At 65.2% G+C, this 16,540-nt stretch carries 18 protein-coding genes; 10 read left to right on the top strand and 8 right to left on the bottom strand.

Translation table 11 applies throughout. The features are described from left to right. Positions 1-150 precede the first annotated feature (150 nt). The 4 genes from coxB to QMX96_RS10940 are packed head-to-tail and all read left to right on the top strand — an operon-like array spanning position 151 to position 4,367. A complete protein-coding gene (gene coxB, locus QMX96_RS10925; protein ID WP_043862277.1) occupies positions 151-1,278 on the top strand; it encodes a cytochrome c oxidase subunit II in 1,128 nt (375 codons plus the stop codon). A 16-nt stretch (positions 1,279-1,294) separates the two neighbouring features. Next, on the top strand, positions 1,295-2,887 hold the full coding sequence (ctaD, locus tag QMX96_RS10930) for a cytochrome c oxidase subunit I (RefSeq protein WP_054916033.1): 1,593 nt from the start codon (positions 1,295-1,297) through the stop codon (positions 2,885-2,887). A 10-nt stretch (positions 2,888-2,897) separates the two neighbouring features. Continuing rightward, complete coding sequence (locus QMX96_RS10935; protein ID WP_043862279.1) at positions 2,898-3,467, top strand: cytochrome c oxidase assembly protein; 570 nt, start codon at positions 2,898-2,900, stop codon at positions 3,465-3,467. A gap of 12 nt (positions 3,468-3,479) precedes the next feature. Then, entirely contained in the window at positions 3,480-4,367 is an 888-nt protein-coding gene (locus QMX96_RS10940) for a cytochrome c oxidase subunit 3 (RefSeq protein WP_043862280.1), read from the top strand. 6 nt (positions 4,368-4,373) lie between these two features. Here QMX96_RS10940 and QMX96_RS10945 read toward each other — a convergent pair whose 3' ends face one another. Beyond that, positions 4,374-4,577, bottom strand: a complete 204-nt coding sequence (locus QMX96_RS10945) for a twin transmembrane helix small protein (protein WP_043862281.1) — start codon at positions 4,575-4,577, stop codon at positions 4,374-4,376. A gap of 62 nt (positions 4,578-4,639) precedes the next feature. Between QMX96_RS10945 and QMX96_RS10950 the strand changes: the two genes are divergently transcribed. The 5 genes from QMX96_RS10950 to QMX96_RS10970 are packed head-to-tail and all read left to right on the top strand — an operon-like array spanning position 4,640 to position 8,541. After that, positions 4,640-5,380: an SURF1 family protein gene (locus QMX96_RS10950; protein WP_054916032.1), complete on the top strand. Its 741-nt coding sequence runs from the start codon at positions 4,640-4,642 to the stop codon at positions 5,378-5,380. Beyond that, positions 5,346-5,933 carry a hypothetical protein gene (locus tag QMX96_RS10955; protein WP_058541993.1) on the top strand — a complete coding sequence of 196 codons (588 nt, stop codon included), beginning with the start codon at positions 5,346-5,348 and terminating at the stop codon, positions 5,931-5,933. Before QMX96_RS10950 ends, QMX96_RS10955 begins: the two co-directional genes overlap by 35 nt. 12 nt (positions 5,934-5,945) lie before the next feature. Continuing rightward, entirely contained in the window at positions 5,946-7,028 is a 1,083-nt protein-coding gene (locus QMX96_RS10960; protein ID WP_054916030.1) for a COX15/CtaA family protein, read from the top strand. Then, positions 7,013-7,912 (top strand): heme o synthase, encoded by a 900-nt coding sequence (cyoE, locus tag QMX96_RS10965; protein ID WP_282361784.1) that lies wholly within the window; start codon positions 7,013-7,015, stop codon positions 7,910-7,912. The genes QMX96_RS10960 and cyoE overlap by 16 nt, the downstream gene beginning before the upstream one ends. Then, positions 7,909-8,541 (top strand): SCO family protein, encoded by a 633-nt coding sequence (locus QMX96_RS10970; protein ID WP_043862286.1) that lies wholly within the window; start codon positions 7,909-7,911, stop codon positions 8,539-8,541. Before cyoE ends, QMX96_RS10970 begins: the two co-directional genes overlap by 4 nt. A 119-nt stretch (positions 8,542-8,660) precedes the next feature. On the opposite strand, the gene QMX96_RS10975 is transcribed toward QMX96_RS10970, so the two are convergent. From QMX96_RS10975 to QMX96_RS10985, 3 genes are read right to left on the bottom strand one after another with little or no spacing between them, the layout of a single operon-like run. After that, a complete protein-coding gene (locus QMX96_RS10975) occupies positions 8,661-9,434 on the bottom strand; it encodes a MetQ/NlpA family ABC transporter substrate-binding protein (protein ID WP_043862287.1) in 774 nt (257 codons plus the stop codon). Positions 9,435-9,494: 60 nt separating this feature from the next. After that, on the bottom strand, positions 9,495-10,166 hold the full coding sequence (locus tag QMX96_RS10980; RefSeq protein ID WP_043862288.1) for a methionine ABC transporter permease: 672 nt from the start codon (positions 10,164-10,166) through the stop codon (positions 9,495-9,497). After that, the gene (locus QMX96_RS10985) at positions 10,166-11,173 is read right to left on the bottom strand and encodes a methionine ABC transporter ATP-binding protein (protein WP_054916029.1); all 1,008 of its coding nucleotides are present in this window, start codon (positions 11,171-11,173) and stop codon (positions 10,166-10,168) included. Before QMX96_RS10985 ends, QMX96_RS10980 begins: the two co-directional genes overlap by 1 nt. A 217-nt stretch (positions 11,174-11,390) precedes the next feature. Here QMX96_RS10985 and katE point away from each other — a divergent pair, with 217 nt between their 5' ends. Next, the gene (katE, locus tag QMX96_RS10990; RefSeq protein WP_116055263.1) at positions 11,391-13,547 is read left to right on the top strand and encodes a catalase HPII; all 2,157 of its coding nucleotides are present in this window, start codon (positions 11,391-11,393) and stop codon (positions 13,545-13,547) included. 58 nt (positions 13,548-13,605) lie between these two features. Here the strand turns inward: katE and QMX96_RS10995 are convergent, their stop codons facing one another. From QMX96_RS10995 to zur, 4 genes are all read right to left on the bottom strand, one after another. After that, positions 13,606-14,319 carry a PA5502 family lipoprotein gene (locus tag QMX96_RS10995; RefSeq protein ID WP_043862291.1) on the bottom strand — a complete coding sequence of 238 codons (714 nt, stop codon included), beginning with the start codon at positions 14,317-14,319 and terminating at the stop codon, positions 13,606-13,608. A 144-nt stretch (positions 14,320-14,463) separates the two neighbouring features. Then, positions 14,464-15,246: a zinc ABC transporter permease subunit ZnuB gene (gene znuB / locus QMX96_RS11000; RefSeq protein ID WP_043862292.1), complete on the bottom strand. Its 783-nt coding sequence runs from the start codon at positions 15,244-15,246 to the stop codon at positions 14,464-14,466. Next, on the bottom strand, positions 15,239-16,018 hold the full coding sequence (gene znuC / locus QMX96_RS11005) for a zinc ABC transporter ATP-binding protein ZnuC (protein WP_043862293.1): 780 nt from the start codon (positions 16,016-16,018) through the stop codon (positions 15,239-15,241). Before znuC ends, znuB begins: the two co-directional genes overlap by 8 nt. Beyond that, positions 16,018-16,500, bottom strand: a complete 483-nt coding sequence (zur, locus tag QMX96_RS11010) for a zinc uptake transcriptional repressor Zur (protein ID WP_043862294.1) — start codon at positions 16,498-16,500, stop codon at positions 16,018-16,020. Before zur ends, znuC begins: the two co-directional genes overlap by 1 nt. Between the last annotated feature and the right edge of the window lie 40 nt (positions 16,501-16,540).

Raw genomic sequence — 16,540 nt, forward strand, 5'->3', positions numbered from 1 at the left:
GCTGTCTATACTCCGCTTTGAAAGTGATTGGTTGATGAGGCCCGCCTGCTGTCCAGCAGGGGCTCGCCGTCGAAGTTCGCCGTCTTGACGCCGTACCCTTAGCCGTAGGCCCTGCCTCCGGGATAACAAGAATCATAAGGGGAACCCGCAATGATGCGACATCCACATGCCTGGATGGGCCTGCTGTTGTGGTCACTGTTCACGCCGGCACACGCCGCCTGGACCGTGAATATGGCGCCGGGGGCGACTGAAGTCAGCAACGCCGTGTTCGACCTGCACATGACCATCTTCTGGATCTGCGTGGTGATCGGCATCGTGGTGTTCGGCGCGATGTTCTGGTCGATGATGGTGCACCGTCGCTCCACCGGCCAGCAGCCGGCGCATTTTCATGAGCACACCTGGGTCGAGATCATGTGGACGGTGGTGCCGTTCCTGATCCTGGTGGCCATGGCCATCCCCGCCACCAAGACCCTGGTGGACATCTACGATGCCAGCGAGTCGGACGTGGATATCCAGGTCACCGGCTACCAGTGGAAGTGGCACTACAAGTACCTGGGCCAGGACGTGGAGTTCTTCAGCAACCTGGCCACCCCCGCCGATCAGATCCACAACAAGGCACCCAAGGACGAGCACTACCTGCTGGAGGTCGATCAGCCGCTGGTGATCCCGGTGGGTGCCAAGGTGCGCTTTCTGGTGACTGCCGCCGACGTCATCCATTCCTGGTGGGTGCCGGCGTTCGCGGTCAAGCGCGATGCCATCCCCGGTTTCGTCAACGAGGCCTGGACCCGTGTCGAGAAGCCGGGCATCTACCGCGGCCAGTGCACCGAACTGTGCGGCAAGGACCACGGCTTCATGCCGGTGGTGGTGGAGGTCAAGTCCAGGGCCGACTACGACACCTGGCTGGCCGAACGCAAGGCCGAGTCGGCCAAGCTCAAGGAGCTGACCAGCAAGGAGTGGACCCTGCAGGAGCTCAGCGAGCGCGGCGACAAGGTCTACCACACCACCTGCGTGGCCTGTCACCAGGCCGAAGGCCAGGGCCTGCCGCCGATGTTCCCGGCGCTCAAGGGTTCGAAGATCGCCACCGGCCCGATCAAGGATCACCTGAACATCGTCTTCCACGGCAAGGCCGGCACGGCCATGGCGGCGTTCGGCAAGCAGCTCTCGGAAGTGGATATCGCCGCCGTGATCACCTACGAGCGCAACGCCTGGGGCAACAACAAGGGCGACATGGTCACGCCGAAGGATGTGCTGGCGCTCAAGCAGGCCGACAGCCAATGAACCGGGGAGACAGGACATGAGTACAGTCATCGACGACCACGGTCATGCCGCCCATGACCACGCCCACGGCCCGGCCAAGGGCCTGATGCGCTGGGTGCTGACCACCAACCACAAGGACATCGGCACGATGTACCTGTGGTTCGCCTTCGCCATGTTCCTGCTCGGCGGCTCGTTCGCCATGGTGATCCGCGCCGAGCTGTTCCAGCCCGGCCTGCAGATCGTGGAGCCGGCATTCTTCAACCAGATGACCACCATGCATGGCCTGATCATGGTGTTCGGTGCGGTGATGCCGGCCTTCGTCGGCCTGGCCAACTGGATGATCCCGCTAATGATCGGCGCGCCGGACATGGCCCTGCCGCGCATGAACAACTTCAGCTTCTGGCTGCTGCCGGCAGCGTTCCTGCTGCTGGTATCGACCCTGTTCAGCCCCGGCGGCGGGCCGAATTTCGGCTGGACCTTCTATGCCCCGCTGTCGACCACCTACGCACCGGCCAGCGTGACCTTCTTCATCTTCGCCATCCACCTGATGGGCATCAGCTCGATCATGGGCGCGATCAACGTGATCGCCACCATCCTCAACCTGCGCGCCCCCGGCATGACCCTGATGAAGATGCCGCTGTTCGTCTGGACCTGGCTGATCACCGCGTTCCTGCTGATCGCGGTGATGCCGGTGCTGGCCGGGGTGGTGACCATGATGCTGATGGACATCCATTTCGGCACCAGCTTCTTCAGCGCCGCCGGTGGTGGCGACCCGGTACTGTTCCAGCACGTGTTCTGGTTCTTCGGTCACCCCGAGGTGTACATCATGATCCTGCCGGCGTTCGGCGCGGTCAGCTCGATCATCCCGGCGTTCTCGCGCAAGCCGCTGTTCGGCTACACCTCGATGGTCTACGCCACCGGGGCCATCGCCTTCCTGTCGTTCATCGTGTGGGCGCACCACATGTTCGTGGTCGGCATCCCGGTGGTGGGCGAGCTGTTCTTCATGTACGCCACCATGCTCATCGCGGTGCCCACCGGGGTGAAGGTGTTCAACTGGGTGAGCACCATGTGGGAAGGTTCGCTGACCTTCGAGACGCCGATGCTGTTCGCCATCGCCTTCGTCATCCTGTTCACCATCGGTGGCTTCTCGGGGTTGATGCTGGCCATCGCCCCGGCCGACTTCCAGTACCACGACACCTACTTCGTGGTGGCGCACTTCCACTACGTGCTGGTGCCGGGGGCGATCTTCGGCATCTTCGCCTCCGCCTACTACTGGCTGCCCAAGTGGACCGGGCACATGTACGACGAAACCCTCGGCAAGCTGCACTTCTGGCTGTCGTTCATCGGCATGAACATGGCGTTCTTCCCGATGCACTTCGTCGGCCTGGCGGGCATGCCGCGCCGGGTGCCGGACTACAACCTGCAGTTCGCCGACTTCAACATGGTGTCGTCGATCGGCGCGTTCACCTTCGGCGTCACGCAGATCTTCTTCCTGTTCATCGTGATCAAGTGCATCCGTGGCGGCAAGCCGGCCCCGGCCAAGCCATGGGATGGCGCCGAAGGGCTGGAATGGTCGGTGCCCTCGCCCGCGCCCTACCACACCTTCCAGACCCCGCCGGAAGTGAAATGAGGGTGCTGCCATGAACGAGCGCACGTCGCTGCGGCGACTGGTGACGCGGCTGATGCTGCTGACCGTGGTGATGTTCGCCTTCGGCTTTGCCCTGGTGCCGATCTACGACGTGATGTGCAAGGCCTTCGGCATCAACGGCAAGACCGGCGGGCAGTACGCAGGCAGCCAGGTCAGCGACCCGACGCGCTCGGTGAAGGTGCAGTTCCTGTCGACCAATGCCAGCGACATGGTCTGGGACTTCTACTCCACCGCCGACCAGATCGACGTCAACCCGGGCGCGGTGAACCAGATGATCTTCGTGGCGCGCAACCCCACCGACAAGCCGATGACCGCCCAGGCCATCCCCAGCATCAGCCCGGCGGAGGCAGCCGCATACTTTCACAAGACCGAATGCTTCTGCTTCAGCCAGCAGGTGCTGCAGCCGGGTGAGCGCATCGAGATGCCGGTGCGCTTCATCGTCGATCGCGACCTGCCCAAGGATGTGAAACACCTGACGCTTGCCTACACGCTGTTCGATATCACCGCTCGCCAGCCGCCGGTGGCCCACGTGGCCACCCAGACCGTACAGAGCGCCCGATAAGGAGAACGATCCATGGCTGCTCATCAGCACTACTACGTACCGGCGCAGAGCAAGTGGCCGATCATCGCCACCCTCGGCATGCTGATCACGGTGTTCGGCCTGGGCACCTGGTTCAACGACATGAAGGCCGGCCACGAGGACTCCCATGGCCCGCTGATCTTCTTCGTCGGCGCACTGTGCCTGGCCTACATGCTGTTCGGCTGGTTCGGCGCGGTGATCAAGGAAAGCCGCGCCGGGCTCTACAGCCCGCAGCTGGACCGCTCGTTCCGCTGGGGCATGTCGTGGTTCATCTTTTCGGAGGTGATGTTCTTCGTGGCCTTCTTCGGTGCGCTGTTCTACGTGCGCCACCTGGCAGGCCCGGCGCTGGGTGGGGAAGGTGCCAAGGGCGTGGCGCACATGCTATGGCCGAACTTCCAGTTCGCCTGGCCGCTGCTGCATACCCCCGACCCCAAGCTGTTCCCGCCGCCCAGCGATGTGATCGACCCGTGGCACCTGCCGCTGATCAACACCATTCTGCTGGTCAGCTCCAGCGTGACCATCACCATCGCCCACCATGCCCTGCGCAAGGATCACCGCGGCGCGCTGAAATTCTGGCTGGCGCTGACCATCGTGCTGGGCGTGGCGTTTCTCATCCTGCAGGCCTACGAGTACCACGAGGCCTACACCGAACTGGGCCTGACCCTGCATTCGGGGATCTACGGTGCCACCTTCTTCATGCTCACCGGGTTCCACGGGGCCCACGTGACCATGGGCACGATCATCCTGTTCGTGATGCTGATGCGCATCCTGCGCGGGCATTTCAGCGCCGACAAGCACTTCGGCTTCGAGGCGGCCAGCTGGTACTGGCACTTCGTGGATGTGGTGTGGGTGGGGTTGTTCATCTTCGTGTATGTGCTGTAGCCGCGCCTAGAACGGCGCGTGGGACACCAGTTGGCCGCTGTAGAAACCCCAGGCGACCAGCGCCAGGGTGATGGCGGCCAGGCTGACACGGATTTTCAGGGCGGTGAGCAGGCGGGTCGAGTTGTCATCGTCCTTGACCAGAAAGAACAGGCCGCTGAACAGGCTGATCACGGTCGCCAGCAGCATCAGGACAATCGCGGCTTTGAGCATGGCGGTACTCCGGGGGATGCGATGACTACAACAAGTATAGCGACAGCCGTTGCGGGGCCCCGATGAGGCCGTTCCGCCCCGGCCGGGTGCCGACCCTGGTGGTGATGTTGCTGCTGCCGGGGCTGATTGCGCTGGGCTGCTGGCAGTTGGGGCGCGCCGCCGAAAAGCGCGAGTTGCTGGCCACCTATGCAGAGCGCCGGGTGGCAGCGCCCCTGGCCAGCGAGCAGCTGGCGCAGGCGAGCGACCCGGCCTATCGCCGGGTGCACCTGTATGGCCGTTTCGACCGCACCCACAGTGTGCTGCTCGACAACCGCCTGCGCGACGGCCAGGCCGGGGTCGAGCTGCTGCAACCCTTTCACGACCAGGCCAGCGGCCTGTGGCTGCTGGTCAATCGCGGCTGGCTGCCCTGGCCCGACCGGCGTGTGGCGGTGCAGTTCAGCACCCCCGAGACACCGCTTGCCCTGCAGGCCTGGGTCTATGTGGCGCCGGGCAGCACCTTCCAGTTGCACGCCGACCCGCAAGGGGGCCGCTGGCCGCACCTGCTCACGGCGGTGGATGCCGCGCAGCTGTGGCCGCAGCTGGGCCGCGAGGGCTTTGCCCATGAACTGCGCCTGGAACCGGGCCCGGCCAGCTACCGGCTGGACTGGCCAGTGGTAGCGATGGGCCCGGAGAAACACCTGGGCTACGCCGTGCAATGGTTTGCCCTGGCTGCGGCGCTGGTTGCGCTGTACCTCTATTTCGGCTGGCACAACGACAAGGAGAACCACCATGGGCGCCGTCATGCATCCATCCGGCACGTCTGAAGTGCCGCGCCGTCGTTGGCGCGGGCGGTTGCAGCTGATTCTGATCCTGCTGGTGGTGGTGGGGCCGATGATGCTCGCCACCGGCATGTACAAGCTGCAGTTCTGGGTGCCGGAAAGCCGCAGCTACCACGGCGAACTGATCGGCAACGGCCAGGGCCGCGCCGAGCTGGGGGTCGCGACCGACGAGGCGCGCTGGCAGCTGCTGGTCAGCACCCCTGGTGACTGTGACGCAGACTGCCAGCAACTGGTGTACCTGGCGCGCCAGGTACAGATCGGCCTTGGCCGCGACGCCGCCCGTGCCAGCCACGCGCTGGCCGCCGGGCAACCGTTGAGCGAGGCGTATCAGGCCAGGCTTGCGCGCGAGTACCCGCAACTGCAGCGCTATGCGCTGGAGCTGGCGCAGTACAGCAGGGCCGCCGGGGGCCTGAAGGGCGCGCAGCTGTGGATCGTCGACCCCCACGGCAACCTGGTGTTGCGCTACGACGCACGGGTCAAGGGCAAGGACCTGCTCAACGACCTGCGCCATCTGCTCAAGCTGTCCAACATCGGCTAGGAGGCACGCACCATGGCCAGACCTGGATACCGCCTCGCCGTGTTCGCCACCTTCCTCGCGCTGGTGGTGGTGCTGCTGGGGGCCTATACCCGTCTGACCCACGCCGGCCTGGGCTGCCCCGACTGGCCGGGCTGCTACGGCTTCATCAGCGTGCCCAAGACCGAGGCGCAACTGGCACATGCCGAACGCCACTACCCGGACACGCCGGTCGAGGCCCACAAGGGCCGCAACGAGATGGTGCACCGTTATTTTGCCGGCACCCTGGCGCTGGTGATCGCCATGCTGGCGGTGCAGGCGCTGCGTCGGCATGGGCACAACGGCCAGCCGTACCGCCTGCCGCTGCTGCTGTTGGCGGTGGTGTTCTTCCAGGCCGCGTTCGGCATGTGGACGGTCACCCTCAAGCTGTGGCCGCAGGTGGTCACTGCGCACCTGCTGGGCGGCTTTGCCACCCTGAGCCTGCTGTTTCTGCTGAGCCTGCGCCTGTCGCGCGCGTTCATGCCCCTGCCCGGCCTGCCGCTGCGGCTAAGGCGCCTGGCGGCACTGGCGTTGCTGCTGGTGATCGGGCAAGTCGCCCTGGGCGGCTGGGTGAGCGCCAACTATGCCGCGGTGGCCTGCGTCGACCTGCCGACCTGTCACGGCCAGTGGTGGCCCGAGGCGGATTTTGCCAACGGCTTTCACCTCACCCAGCACATCGGCCCCAACTACCTGGGCGGACAGCTCGACAGCGAGGCGCGCACCGCCATCCATATCACCCACCGCCTGGGGGCGCTGCTGGTCACGCTGGTGTTGCTGACCCTGGCCTGGCAGCTGCACGCTATCGGTCTGCGGCGCCTGGCCAGGCTGGTGCTGCTGGCGCTGGCGGTGCAGGTGGGGCTGGGCATCAGCAATGTGGCGTTCGGGCTGCCGCTGGCGGTGGCGGTGGCGCACAACGCCGGTGGCGCGGCGCTGCTGCTGACGCTGGTGCTGGTCAACTACCGCACGCGCCTGGCCACGCAGCCCAAGGCGCGCAGGGTCAGCCAGGGCTGGCGCCTGACGCCGCTGCGCCCGGTGGGCGTGGTGCATTATCTGGGAGAGAACCCATGGCAACGCTTCTGAACCCCGCTCGCCAGCAGGCGCTGTGGCGCGACTACCTGGAGCTGACCAAGCCCAAGGTGGTGGTGCTGATGCTCATCACCTCGCTGGTGGGGATGTTCCTGGCCACCCGCGCGGGCGTGCCATGGACGGTGCTGGTGTTCGGCAACCTGGGCATCGGCCTGTGTGCGGGCGCAGCGGCGGCGGTCAACCATGTGGTGGACCGGCGCATCGACGCACTGATGGCGCGCACCCACAAGCGGCCGCTGGCCGAGGGGCGCGTCGCACCGCTGGCGGCGCTGGCGTTCGCCTTGCTGCTGGCGGTGCTGGGCATGGTGCTGCTGATGAGCTTCACCAACGCACTGACCGCCTGGCTGACCCTGGCCTCGCTGCTGGGCTATGCGGTGCTCTACACCGGCTTTCTCAAGCGGGCCACGCCGCAGAACATCGTGATCGGCGGGCTGGCCGGGGCGGCGCCGCCGCTGCTGGGCTGGGTGGCGGTGACCGGGCATGTGGGAGCCGAGCCCCTGTTGCTGGTGCTGATCATCTTCGCCTGGACCCCGCCGCACTTCTGGGCCCTGGCCATCCATCGCAAGGAGGAGTACGCCAAGGCCGATATCCCGATGCTGCCGGTGACCCACGGCGAGCACTACACCAAGCTGCACATTCTGCTGTACACCGCCGCCCTGCTGGCGGTGAGCCTGTTGCCTTACGTGATCCACATGAGCGGGCCGCTGTACCTGGCCTGCGCCGTGGTGCTGGGCGGGCGCTTCCTGCACTGGGCCTGGGTGTTGTACCGTGGCAGTCGGCCGCACGCGGCGATCAGGACCTTCAAGTACTCTATCGCGTACCTGTTCCTGCTGTTCATCGCGCTGCTTGTTGACCATTACCTACTGTTGAACCTATGACTCGAACCCAGAAAACCGTTTTCATCCTCGTTGCCCTGGTCGCACTGATTCTCGGGCTTACCATCAACAAGGTGCTGAGCAATCGCAGCCAGGGCGACCCCACGGCGCTGATCGATGCCGGGATCATCCTGCTGCCGCAGAGCCGCCAGGTGCCGGCGCTGCAGATGACCGACGAGAACGGCCAGCCGGTGGTGCTGGACCAGCTCAAGGGCAAGTGGTCGCTGCTGTTCTTCGGCTACACTTTCTGCCCGGACATCTGCCCGACCACGCTGGCGCAACTGCGGCAGGTCAAGAGCGAGCTGCCCAAGGAGGCGGTGGACCGTTTGCAGGTGGTGCTGGTGAGCGTCGACCCGAACCGGGATACACCGGCGCAGTTGAAGACGTACCTGGGCTACTTCGACAAGGATTTTCGCGGGGTGACGGGGTCGCTGGAGGATACGCAGAAGCTGGCCAATGCGGTGAGCATCCCGTTCATTCCGGCCGATACCAGCAAGCCGAACTACACGGTCGATCACAGTGGCAACCTGGCGCTGCTCGGGCCGGATGGTACCCAGCGCGGGTTCATTCGGGCGCCGTTCAACAACCAGAAGCTGGTGGCGCAGTTGCCGGGGCTGGTCAAGCGCGACTGAAAGCTTCGCGGGTCAAGCCCGCTCCCACAGGTACAACCCTGGTTTCAAGGGCGGTGGAGAACTTGTGGGAGCGGGCTTGACCCGCGATGGGCTGCGTAGCAGCCCTTGGCATTTCTGAATCAGAACGCTGGCTTGACCGCGCCCTTGTACTTCTCTTCGATGAACTTCTTCACTTCAGGCGTGTGCAGGGCTGCTACCAGCTTCTTCACCGCGTCCGAATCCTTGTTGTCCTCGCGGGTCACCAGGATGTTCACATAAGGCGAATCGCTGCCTTCGATGACCAGGGCGTCCTTTTCAGGGTTGAGCTTGGCTTCCAGCGCATAGTTGGTGTTGATCAGCGCCAGGTCGACCTGGGTCAGCACGCGCGGAATGGTGGCAGCTTCCAGCTCACGGAATTTCAGGCCCTTGTCGTTACCGGTGATGTCCTTCACGGTCGACAGGATGTTGGTGTTGTCCTTGAGCTTGATCACGCCAGCCTTGTCCAGCAGCAGCAAGGCACGGCCGCCGTTGGTGGCGTCGTTGGGGATGACCACGGTGGCGCCCGATGGCAGTTCGTCGAGCTTCTTGAGCTTGTTCGAATAGGCGCCCAGCGGCTCCAGGTGCACGCCGGCAACGCTGACCAGGTGAGTGCCCTTGGCCTTGTTGAACTCGTCCAGGTACGGCTGGTGCTGGAAGAAGTTGGCATCCAGGCGCTTCTCGGCCACCTGCACGTTGGGCTGGACGTAGTCGGTGAACACCTTCACCTTCAGGTCCACGCCTTCCTTGGCCAGCGCCGGTTTGACGAACTCGAGGATCTCGGCGTGCGGTACCGGGGTGGCGGCAACGGTCAGGGTCTCGGCCGCGTGGGCAGAGAAGGCCGCGACGGCGGCAACAGCAGCAAGCAGTCTTTTCATCTAATCGCTCCTTGTGAGGGCCGTTCCGGCCCCCGGCGCGTCGGCGTGGCCGACCCTTGGTTACTTACGGGAAAAATGCACAACCAGTTTGTCGCCGACACTCTGCAGAACTTGAACCAGCACCAGCAGCAGTACCACGGTGACTACCATCACGTCGGTCTGAAAGCGTTGGTAGCCGAAGCGGATGGCCAGGTCACCCAGCCCGCCGGCACCCACCACACCCGCCATCGCGGTGTACGACACCAGGGTGATGGCCGTCACGGTGATGGCTGCGAAGATGCCCGGCCGCGCTTCGGGCAGCAGGGCGTTCATGATGATCTGGCGCGTGGTGGCCCCCATCGACTGGGTGGCCTCGATGATGCCGCGGTCGACCTCGCGCAGGGCGGTTTCCACCAGTCGCGCGAAGAACGGCGTGGCACCGACCACCAGTGGCGGGATGGCCCCGGCCACGCCCAGCGAGGTGCCGGTGATGAGCACGGTGAACGGGATCATCACGATCAGCAGGATGATGAACGGCAGCGAACGCAGCACGTTGACCACCAGCGACAGCAGCGCATACACGCGCTTTTCTTCGAACAGCTGGCGCGGGCCGCACAGAAACAGCAGCACGCCCAGTGGCAGGCCCAGCAGTACGGTGAACAGCAGCGAGCCGAACAGCATGATCATGGTATCGATCGTGGCCAGCCAGATTTCGGCCCAGTCGATGTTGGCAAAGAAACTCAGGGCGTCCATCAGCGCAGTACCTCCATATGAACATCTGCCGCAATGAAGCGGGCAAATGCCGCCTCGATGTCGCCACCGGTGATGGCCAGGGTCAGTTGACCGTAGGGGGTGTCCTTGATGCGGTCGATACGCCCGGCGAGGATGCTGTAGTCCACCCCGGTTTCACGGGCCACGGTGCCCAGCAGCGGCGCATAGGTGGCGTCGCCCTGGAAGGTCAGGCGCACGATGCGCCCCGGTACATGGGCAAAATCGTCGCGCTGTTCGCTTTCGTCGACCTGCTCGTCTTCCTGCACGAAACGCTTGGTGGTCGGGTGCTTGGGGTGCAGGAACACCTGCGCCACCGGGCCCTGTTCGACGATCTGCCCGGCGTCCATCACTGCCACCTGGTCGCACACGCGGCGGATCACGTCCATCTCGTGGGTGATGAGCACGATGGTCAGCTTCAGCTCGCGGTTGATCTCGGCCAGCAATTGCAGCACCGAGGCGGTGGTTTGCGGGTCCAGGGCGCTGGTGGCTTCGTCGCACAGCAGGATCTTGGGCTTGGTGGCCAGGGCGCGGGCGATGCCGACGCGCTGCTTCTGGCCGCCGGACAGCTGTGCCGGGTATTTCCTGGCATGCTCGCTCAGCCCTACCCGGGCCAGCAGCTCGCCGACGCGCTGGTCGATCTCGGCGCGCGACATGCGCCCGGCCAGGGTCAGCGGCAGCGCCACGTTGTCGGCCACGGTCTTGGAGGCCAGCAGGTTGAAGTGCTGGAAGATCATCCCGACCTGCTGGCGGAAGCGGCGCAGGTCGTTGGCGTTGAACGCCGTGACGTCTTCGCCGTCGACGATGATCTTGCCGCCGCTGGGGGCCTCGAGGCGGTTGATCAGGCGCAGAAGGGTACTTTTGCCGGCACCGGAATGGCCGATCAGACCGAACACCTGGCCGTCTTCGACGCGCAGGCTGGTCGGGTGCAGTGCGGGGATGTCCCTACCGGCGACGCGGTAGGTTTTATGGACTTGTTGAAACTCGATCACGTAGCGAACCTTGTGGGGCGCATGAAATAGGGTCAGCTGTTAGCCGGGGGCGCATTTTAGCCTGTTCGTATATAGGTTCTTAGCATTTATTTCGTGTTTGACCAACGCTTGAGGAATAACGCGATCAGTGGTTGCTCGCTGGTCATTCGAAAGGAACGCCCGGCACTCCTGTCAGTCACTACCTGAAGAGCCCCATCCAGGGGCCCCGCGTACGATGATGAGGAGTTGCAGACCCATGCCCAGCAAGAAGAATGCGCCCCAGGAAAGTCAACTCGCCGGCGCCCAGACGCCCGACAAGGCCAACACCAACGCCAAGCTGCAGAGCCTGGAGCCGTTTCGCAGCGATGCCACCGGCCAGGCGCTGCGCACCAACCAGGGGGTCAAGGTTGCCGACAACCAGAACACCCTCAAGGCCGGTGACCGCGGCCCCTCGCTGCTTGAAGACTTCATCATGCGCGAGAAGATCACGCATTTCGACCATGAGCGCATTCCCGAGCGCATCGTGCATGCCCGCGGCACCGGCGCGCATGGCTACTTCCAGGCTTACGAGTCGCATGCCGCACTGACCAAGGCCGGCTTCTTGCAGGACCCGGACAAGATCACCCCGGTGTTCGTGCGCTTCTCCACCGTGCAGGGGCCGCGTGGCTCGGGTGACACGGTGCGCGACGTGCGCGGCTTTGCTGTCAAGTTCTTTACCGATGAGGGCAACTTCGACCTGGTTGGCAACAACATGCCGGTGTTCTTCATTCAGGACGCGATCAAGTTTCCCGACTTCGTGCATGCGGTCAAACCCGAACCGCACAACGAGATCCCCACCGGCGGTTCGGCCCACGACACCTTCTGGGACTTCGTCTCGCTGGTGCCCGAGTCGGCGCACATGGTGATATGGGCGATGTCCGACCGCGCGATACCGAAAAGCCTGCGCACCATGCAGGGCTTTGGCGTGCACACCTTCCGCCTGATCAACGCCGAAGGCGTGGCCAGTTTCGTCAAGTTCCACTGGAAGCCCAAGCAAGGTGTGCATTCGCTGCTGTGGGACGAGGCGCAGAAGCTGGCGGGCAAGGACACTGACTATCACCGCCGCGACCTGTGGGAAGCGATCGAGACCGGCAACTACCCGGAATGGGAACTGGGCGTGCAGATCGTGCCCGAGGCCGACGAGCATAAGTTCGAGTTCGACCTGCTCGACCCGACCAAGATCATCCCCGAAGAGCTGGTACCGGTGACGCCGCTTGGCAAGATGGTGCTCAACCGCAACCCGGACAACTTCTTTGCCGAAATCGAGCAGGTGGCGTTCTGCCCCGGTCATATCGTGCCGGGCATCGACTTTTCCAACGACCCGCTGCTGCAGGGCCGGCTGTTCTCCTACACCGACACGCAGATCAGCCGCCTGGGTGGCCCGAACTTCCACGAGATCCCGATCAACCGGCCCGTGGCACCCAACCACAACGGCCAGCGCGATGCCCAGCACCGTACCACCGTGCACAAGGGCCGGGCGTCCTACGAGCCCAACTCCATCGATGGTGGCTGGCCGAAGGAAACCCCGCCGGCGGCGCAGGATGGCGGCTTCGAGACCTACCCCGAGCGCATCGAGGCGCACAAGGTGCGCCAGCGCAGCCCCTCGTTCGGCGATCACTTCTCCCAGGCGCGGCTGTTCTTCCAGAGCATGAGCCCGACCGAGCAGGAGCACATCATCAGTGCCTACAGCTTCGAGCTGGGCAAGGTGGAGCGCGAGCATATCCGTGCCCGCGAGGTGAACGAGATTCTCGCCAACATCGACCTCAAGCTGGCGGCGCGGGTAGCGCAGAACCTTGGCCTGCCGGCGCCCAAGACCGGCACCGTGGACGTCAAGCCACAGTCGCTCAAGGCTTCGCCGGCGCTGAGCCAGATGAACCTGCTGGGCGAAGGCATCAAGGGGCGCAAGGTGGCGATTCTGGTGGCCGATGGCGTGGATGCCACGCTGGTGGACCCGCTGGTGAAGGCGTTGCAGGCCGAGAGCGCCCAGGGCGTGCTGCTGGGGCCGACCTCGGCACCGGTGAAGACCGCTGCCGGCAAGACCCTGGCGGTGGATGCCTCGATGGAAGGCATGCCGTCGGTGGTGTTCGATGCGGTATGGATCGCCGGTGGCAAGGCCAGCCTGCAGGCCCTGAGCGGCGATGGCGTGGCGCTGCACTTCGTGCTGGAGGCCTACAAGCACCTCAAGCCGCTGGGCACCGACAGCGATGCCAAGGCCGTGCTCGACAAGCTGGGCCTCAAGGCGGATGAAGGCATGGTGGTGGGCAGCGATCAGAAGGCCTACAAGGCGTTGATCGCGGCGATTGCCAAGCACCGGGTGTGGTCGCGGGAAGCGGCCGCCAAGGCCATTCCGGCGTAGTCAAAAAGGCCGGCTCCTGCAGGAGCCGGCCTTGCCGGCAAAGAAGGCAACGCCGACATCACTCGGCGCGCCGCGGCGTAAGCACCACCTGCGCCGGCTGGTTGCGATGAATCTCGTGGGCCTGCTGCAAGGCGAAGCTCGCATCGCGCTTGCTTACCCGCTTGGCCAGCAAGGTCTGTAGCCACGGCGCGTCATCACGGCGCGGCACCTGGAACACCACGTCACACTGGTAATTCACTACATCGGTGGCGATGTCATCCAGTTGTCGGCGAAGTTCTTCTATTTTCGTGATTTTCAACGCCACTACGGTGCTCGGCGCCGTGGGGTCGATGACTTTTGCCGGCGGCTTGGCTTCCGCCGCCTTGAGCGCGGCCTCGGCCTTGTCCAGCTCGGCCTTGCGCGCCTGGGTGATGGCACCATTCACGCCGCCGGTCAGCGCCGGGGCCTTGGGCATCAGCGCACGGGCACGTGCCAGCGCGGTGGCTGCGGCATTCACATCGCCCTTCTGCAGCACGATCTGGCTGCGCTGCAGGTAGGCTTCGGCCAGCTGGCGCTGCATGGGTTCGAGGCGTGCATCGTCCGGCGACTGGGCCTGCAAGGTGGCCAGCTGGTCTTCGGCGGTGGCCAGCTCGCTGCTGGCGATGTTCTGCTCCAGCAGCTGCCAGGCATCGGGCTGCGCGGGCGGCGGCGGGTCGACCGGCGCGCTGGAACAGGCGGCCAGCAACACGGAAAACGCGGCAAGGAGCAGATAACGGGAGGCGAACGGCTTCATTCCTGCGACTCTCTATTTGCGCAAAAAGCGAGCAAGTCTACACCCAGCGCGCTGGCGCGAAAATAACTCTTCAGGATGTAGCGGCGATTAAAATGTCGCAGGGCGCGACCCTGTCGGCCGCACCCTGCCCATGGGGCTGCGCGCTCAGCGCCGGGGCAGCGCCAGGCTCACCAAGAATAGCACTGCCGCACACACCACGATGGATGGGCCGGCCGGGGTGTCCTTGAACCACGACAGGGCCAGCCCGCCACACACCGCCACTACGCCGATCAGGCTGGCGCCCAGGGCCATCTGTTCCGGCGAGCGCGCATGCCGCTGTGCGGCTGCGGCGGGGATGATCAGCAGCGAGGTGATCAGCAGCACGCCGACGATCTTCATCGCCACCGCGATCACCACCGCGATCAGCAGCATCAACGCCAGGCGCAGCGCAGCCACCGGCAGGCCTTCGACCCGGGCCAGTTCCTCGTGCACGGTCACCGCCAGCAGCGGGCGCCACAGCGCCACGATCAGCAACAGGACCAGCGCACTGCCGCCCAGGATCCACGCCAGGTCGCCCGGGCTGATCGCCAGCAGGTCGCCGAACAGGTAGGCCATCAGGTCGATGCGCACATCGTGCATGAAGCTCAGCACCACCAGGCCCAGCGACAGCGTGCTCGGCGCGAGAATCCCCAGCAGGGTGTCGGAGGCCAGCGGCTGGCGCTGCTGCAGGGTCACCAGCAACAGCGCCAGCAACAGGCAACCGACGGTCACCGCCAGCGTCGGGCTGACGTCCAGCACGAAGCCCAGGGCCACGCCCAGCAGCGCCGCGTGGGACAGCGTGTCGCCGAAATACGCCATGCGCCGCCACACCACGAACGAGCCCAGCGGGCCCGCCACCAGCGCCAGGGCCAGGCCTGCAAGCAGGGCATACAACAGAAAATCAGCCATGCTTGCAGTGGTCTCCGTGCACATGCCCGCCAGGGGCCGGGGTGACCACCGACCCGTGCAGGTCGTGGGCGTGGTCGTGATGATGGTGGTAGATCGCCAGGCTTGGCGCGTTGTTGCCGAACAGCTCGACGAAGGCCGGGTCGCCGCTGACCTGCTCCGGGTGGCCCGAGCAGCACACGTGGCGGTTGAGGCACACCACCTGATCGGTGGTGCTCATCACCAGGTGCAGGTCGTGGGAGACCATCAGCACGCCGCAGCCGTAGCGGTCGCGCAGGCGCGTGATCAGGCTGTAGAGCTCGGCCTGACCGGCCACGTCGACGCCCTGTACCGGCTCGTCGAGCACCAGCAGTTCTGGCTTGCGCAGCAGCGCGCGGGCCAGCAGCACCCGCTGCATCTCGCCGCCGGACACGGTCTGGATGGGGCTGTCGATGACGTGTTCGGCGCCCACTTCGTTGAGGGCCGCCAGTGCTGTCTTGCGGTCCACGCCCGGCACCAGGCGCAGAAAGCGCAGTACCGACAGCGGCAAGGTGGCGTCCACCTGGATCTTCTGCGGCATGTAGCCGATGCGCAGTCGCGGCTTGCGCCATACGCTGCCGGTATGCGGCGCCAGCAGGCCGAGTACGGCGCGCACCAGGGTGGTCTTGCCGGCGCCGTTGGGGCCGATCAGGGTCACGATCTGCCCGGGCTCCACGCACAGGTCGATGCTGTCGAGCACGGCCTGGCCGCCGAAGGTGACGCCCACCTGCTCGAGGCGGATCAACGCGTTGCTCATCAGGCGCTCCGGCAGGTGCCGCACAGACCGACCACTTCGACGGTCTGGGTCTCGACACTGAAACCCACATCATTGGCGCTGGCCACGATGGCGTCGCTGATGGAGGCTTGCTCCAGTTCGATTGCCACGTGGCATTGGCGGCAGATCAGGAACTGGCCCTGGTGGGCATGCTCGGGGTGGCTGCAGCCCATGAAGGCATTGAGCGACGCAATGCGGTGCACCAGGCTGTTTTCCAGCAGGAAATCCAGTGCGCGGTACACGGTGGGCGGTGCGGCGCGGCGGCCGTCCTGCTCGCTGAGCACGGCAAGGATGTCGTAGGCGCCCAGCGGCTTGTGGCTTTGCCATACCAGCTCCAGCACGCGGCGGCGCAGGGCGGTCAGGCGCAGGCCCTGACGCGCGCACAGCGCATCGGCCTCGGCCAGCGCGCTGTGCACGCAGTGGGAGTGGTCGTGGGGACGGTTGGCCAGCGGGGTATTGGGCATGGGCAGCGACGGTTCTGTTGAGAGACGTTATTATGTTACC

This window comes from Pseudomonas sp. PS01300, assembly GCF_029960155.1.
Taxonomy (GTDB): Bacteria; Pseudomonadota; Gammaproteobacteria; order Pseudomonadales; family Pseudomonadaceae; genus Aquipseudomonas; species Aquipseudomonas palmensis.

Coding starts and splice junctions, on each gene's coding strand:
- QMX96_RS10970 (WP_043862286.1), top strand. CDS start 7,909: ATGACTCGAACCCAGAAAACCGTTTTCATCCTCGTTGCCCTGGTCGCA.
- ctaD (WP_054916033.1), top strand. CDS start 1,295: ATGAGTACAGTCATCGACGACCACGGTCATGCCGCCCATGACCACGCC.
- QMX96_RS10980 (WP_043862288.1), bottom strand. CDS start 10,166: ATGGACGCCCTGAGTTTCTTTGCCAACATCGACTGGGCCGAAATCTGG.
- QMX96_RS10995 (WP_043862291.1), bottom strand. CDS start 14,319: ATGAAGCCGTTCGCCTCCCGTTATCTGCTCCTTGCCGCGTTTTCCGTG.
- QMX96_RS10940 (WP_043862280.1), top strand. CDS start 3,480: ATGGCTGCTCATCAGCACTACTACGTACCGGCGCAGAGCAAGTGGCCG.
- QMX96_RS10950 (WP_054916032.1), top strand. CDS start 4,640: ATGAGGCCGTTCCGCCCCGGCCGGGTGCCGACCCTGGTGGTGATGTTG.
- zur (WP_043862294.1), bottom strand. CDS start 16,500: ATGCCCAATACCCCGCTGGCCAACCGTCCCCACGACCACTCCCACTGC.
- QMX96_RS10935 (WP_043862279.1), top strand. CDS start 2,898: ATGAACGAGCGCACGTCGCTGCGGCGACTGGTGACGCGGCTGATGCTG.
- katE (WP_116055263.1), top strand. CDS start 11,391: ATGAGGAGTTGCAGACCCATGCCCAGCAAGAAGAATGCGCCCCAGGAA.
- QMX96_RS10960 (WP_054916030.1), top strand. CDS start 5,946: ATGGCCAGACCTGGATACCGCCTCGCCGTGTTCGCCACCTTCCTCGCG.
- znuB (WP_043862292.1), bottom strand. CDS start 15,246: ATGGCTGATTTTCTGTTGTATGCCCTGCTTGCAGGCCTGGCCCTGGCG.
- coxB (WP_043862277.1), top strand. CDS start 151: ATGATGCGACATCCACATGCCTGGATGGGCCTGCTGTTGTGGTCACTG.
- QMX96_RS10945 (WP_043862281.1), bottom strand. CDS start 4,577: ATGCTCAAAGCCGCGATTGTCCTGATGCTGCTGGCGACCGTGATCAGC.
- QMX96_RS10955 (WP_058541993.1), top strand. CDS start 5,346: ATGGGCGCCGTCATGCATCCATCCGGCACGTCTGAAGTGCCGCGCCGT.
- cyoE (WP_282361784.1), top strand. CDS start 7,013: ATGGCAACGCTTCTGAACCCCGCTCGCCAGCAGGCGCTGTGGCGCGAC.
- znuC (WP_043862293.1), bottom strand. CDS start 16,018: ATGAGCAACGCGTTGATCCGCCTCGAGCAGGTGGGCGTCACCTTCGGC.
- QMX96_RS10975 (WP_043862287.1), bottom strand. CDS start 9,434: ATGAAAAGACTGCTTGCTGCTGTTGCCGCCGTCGCGGCCTTCTCTGCC.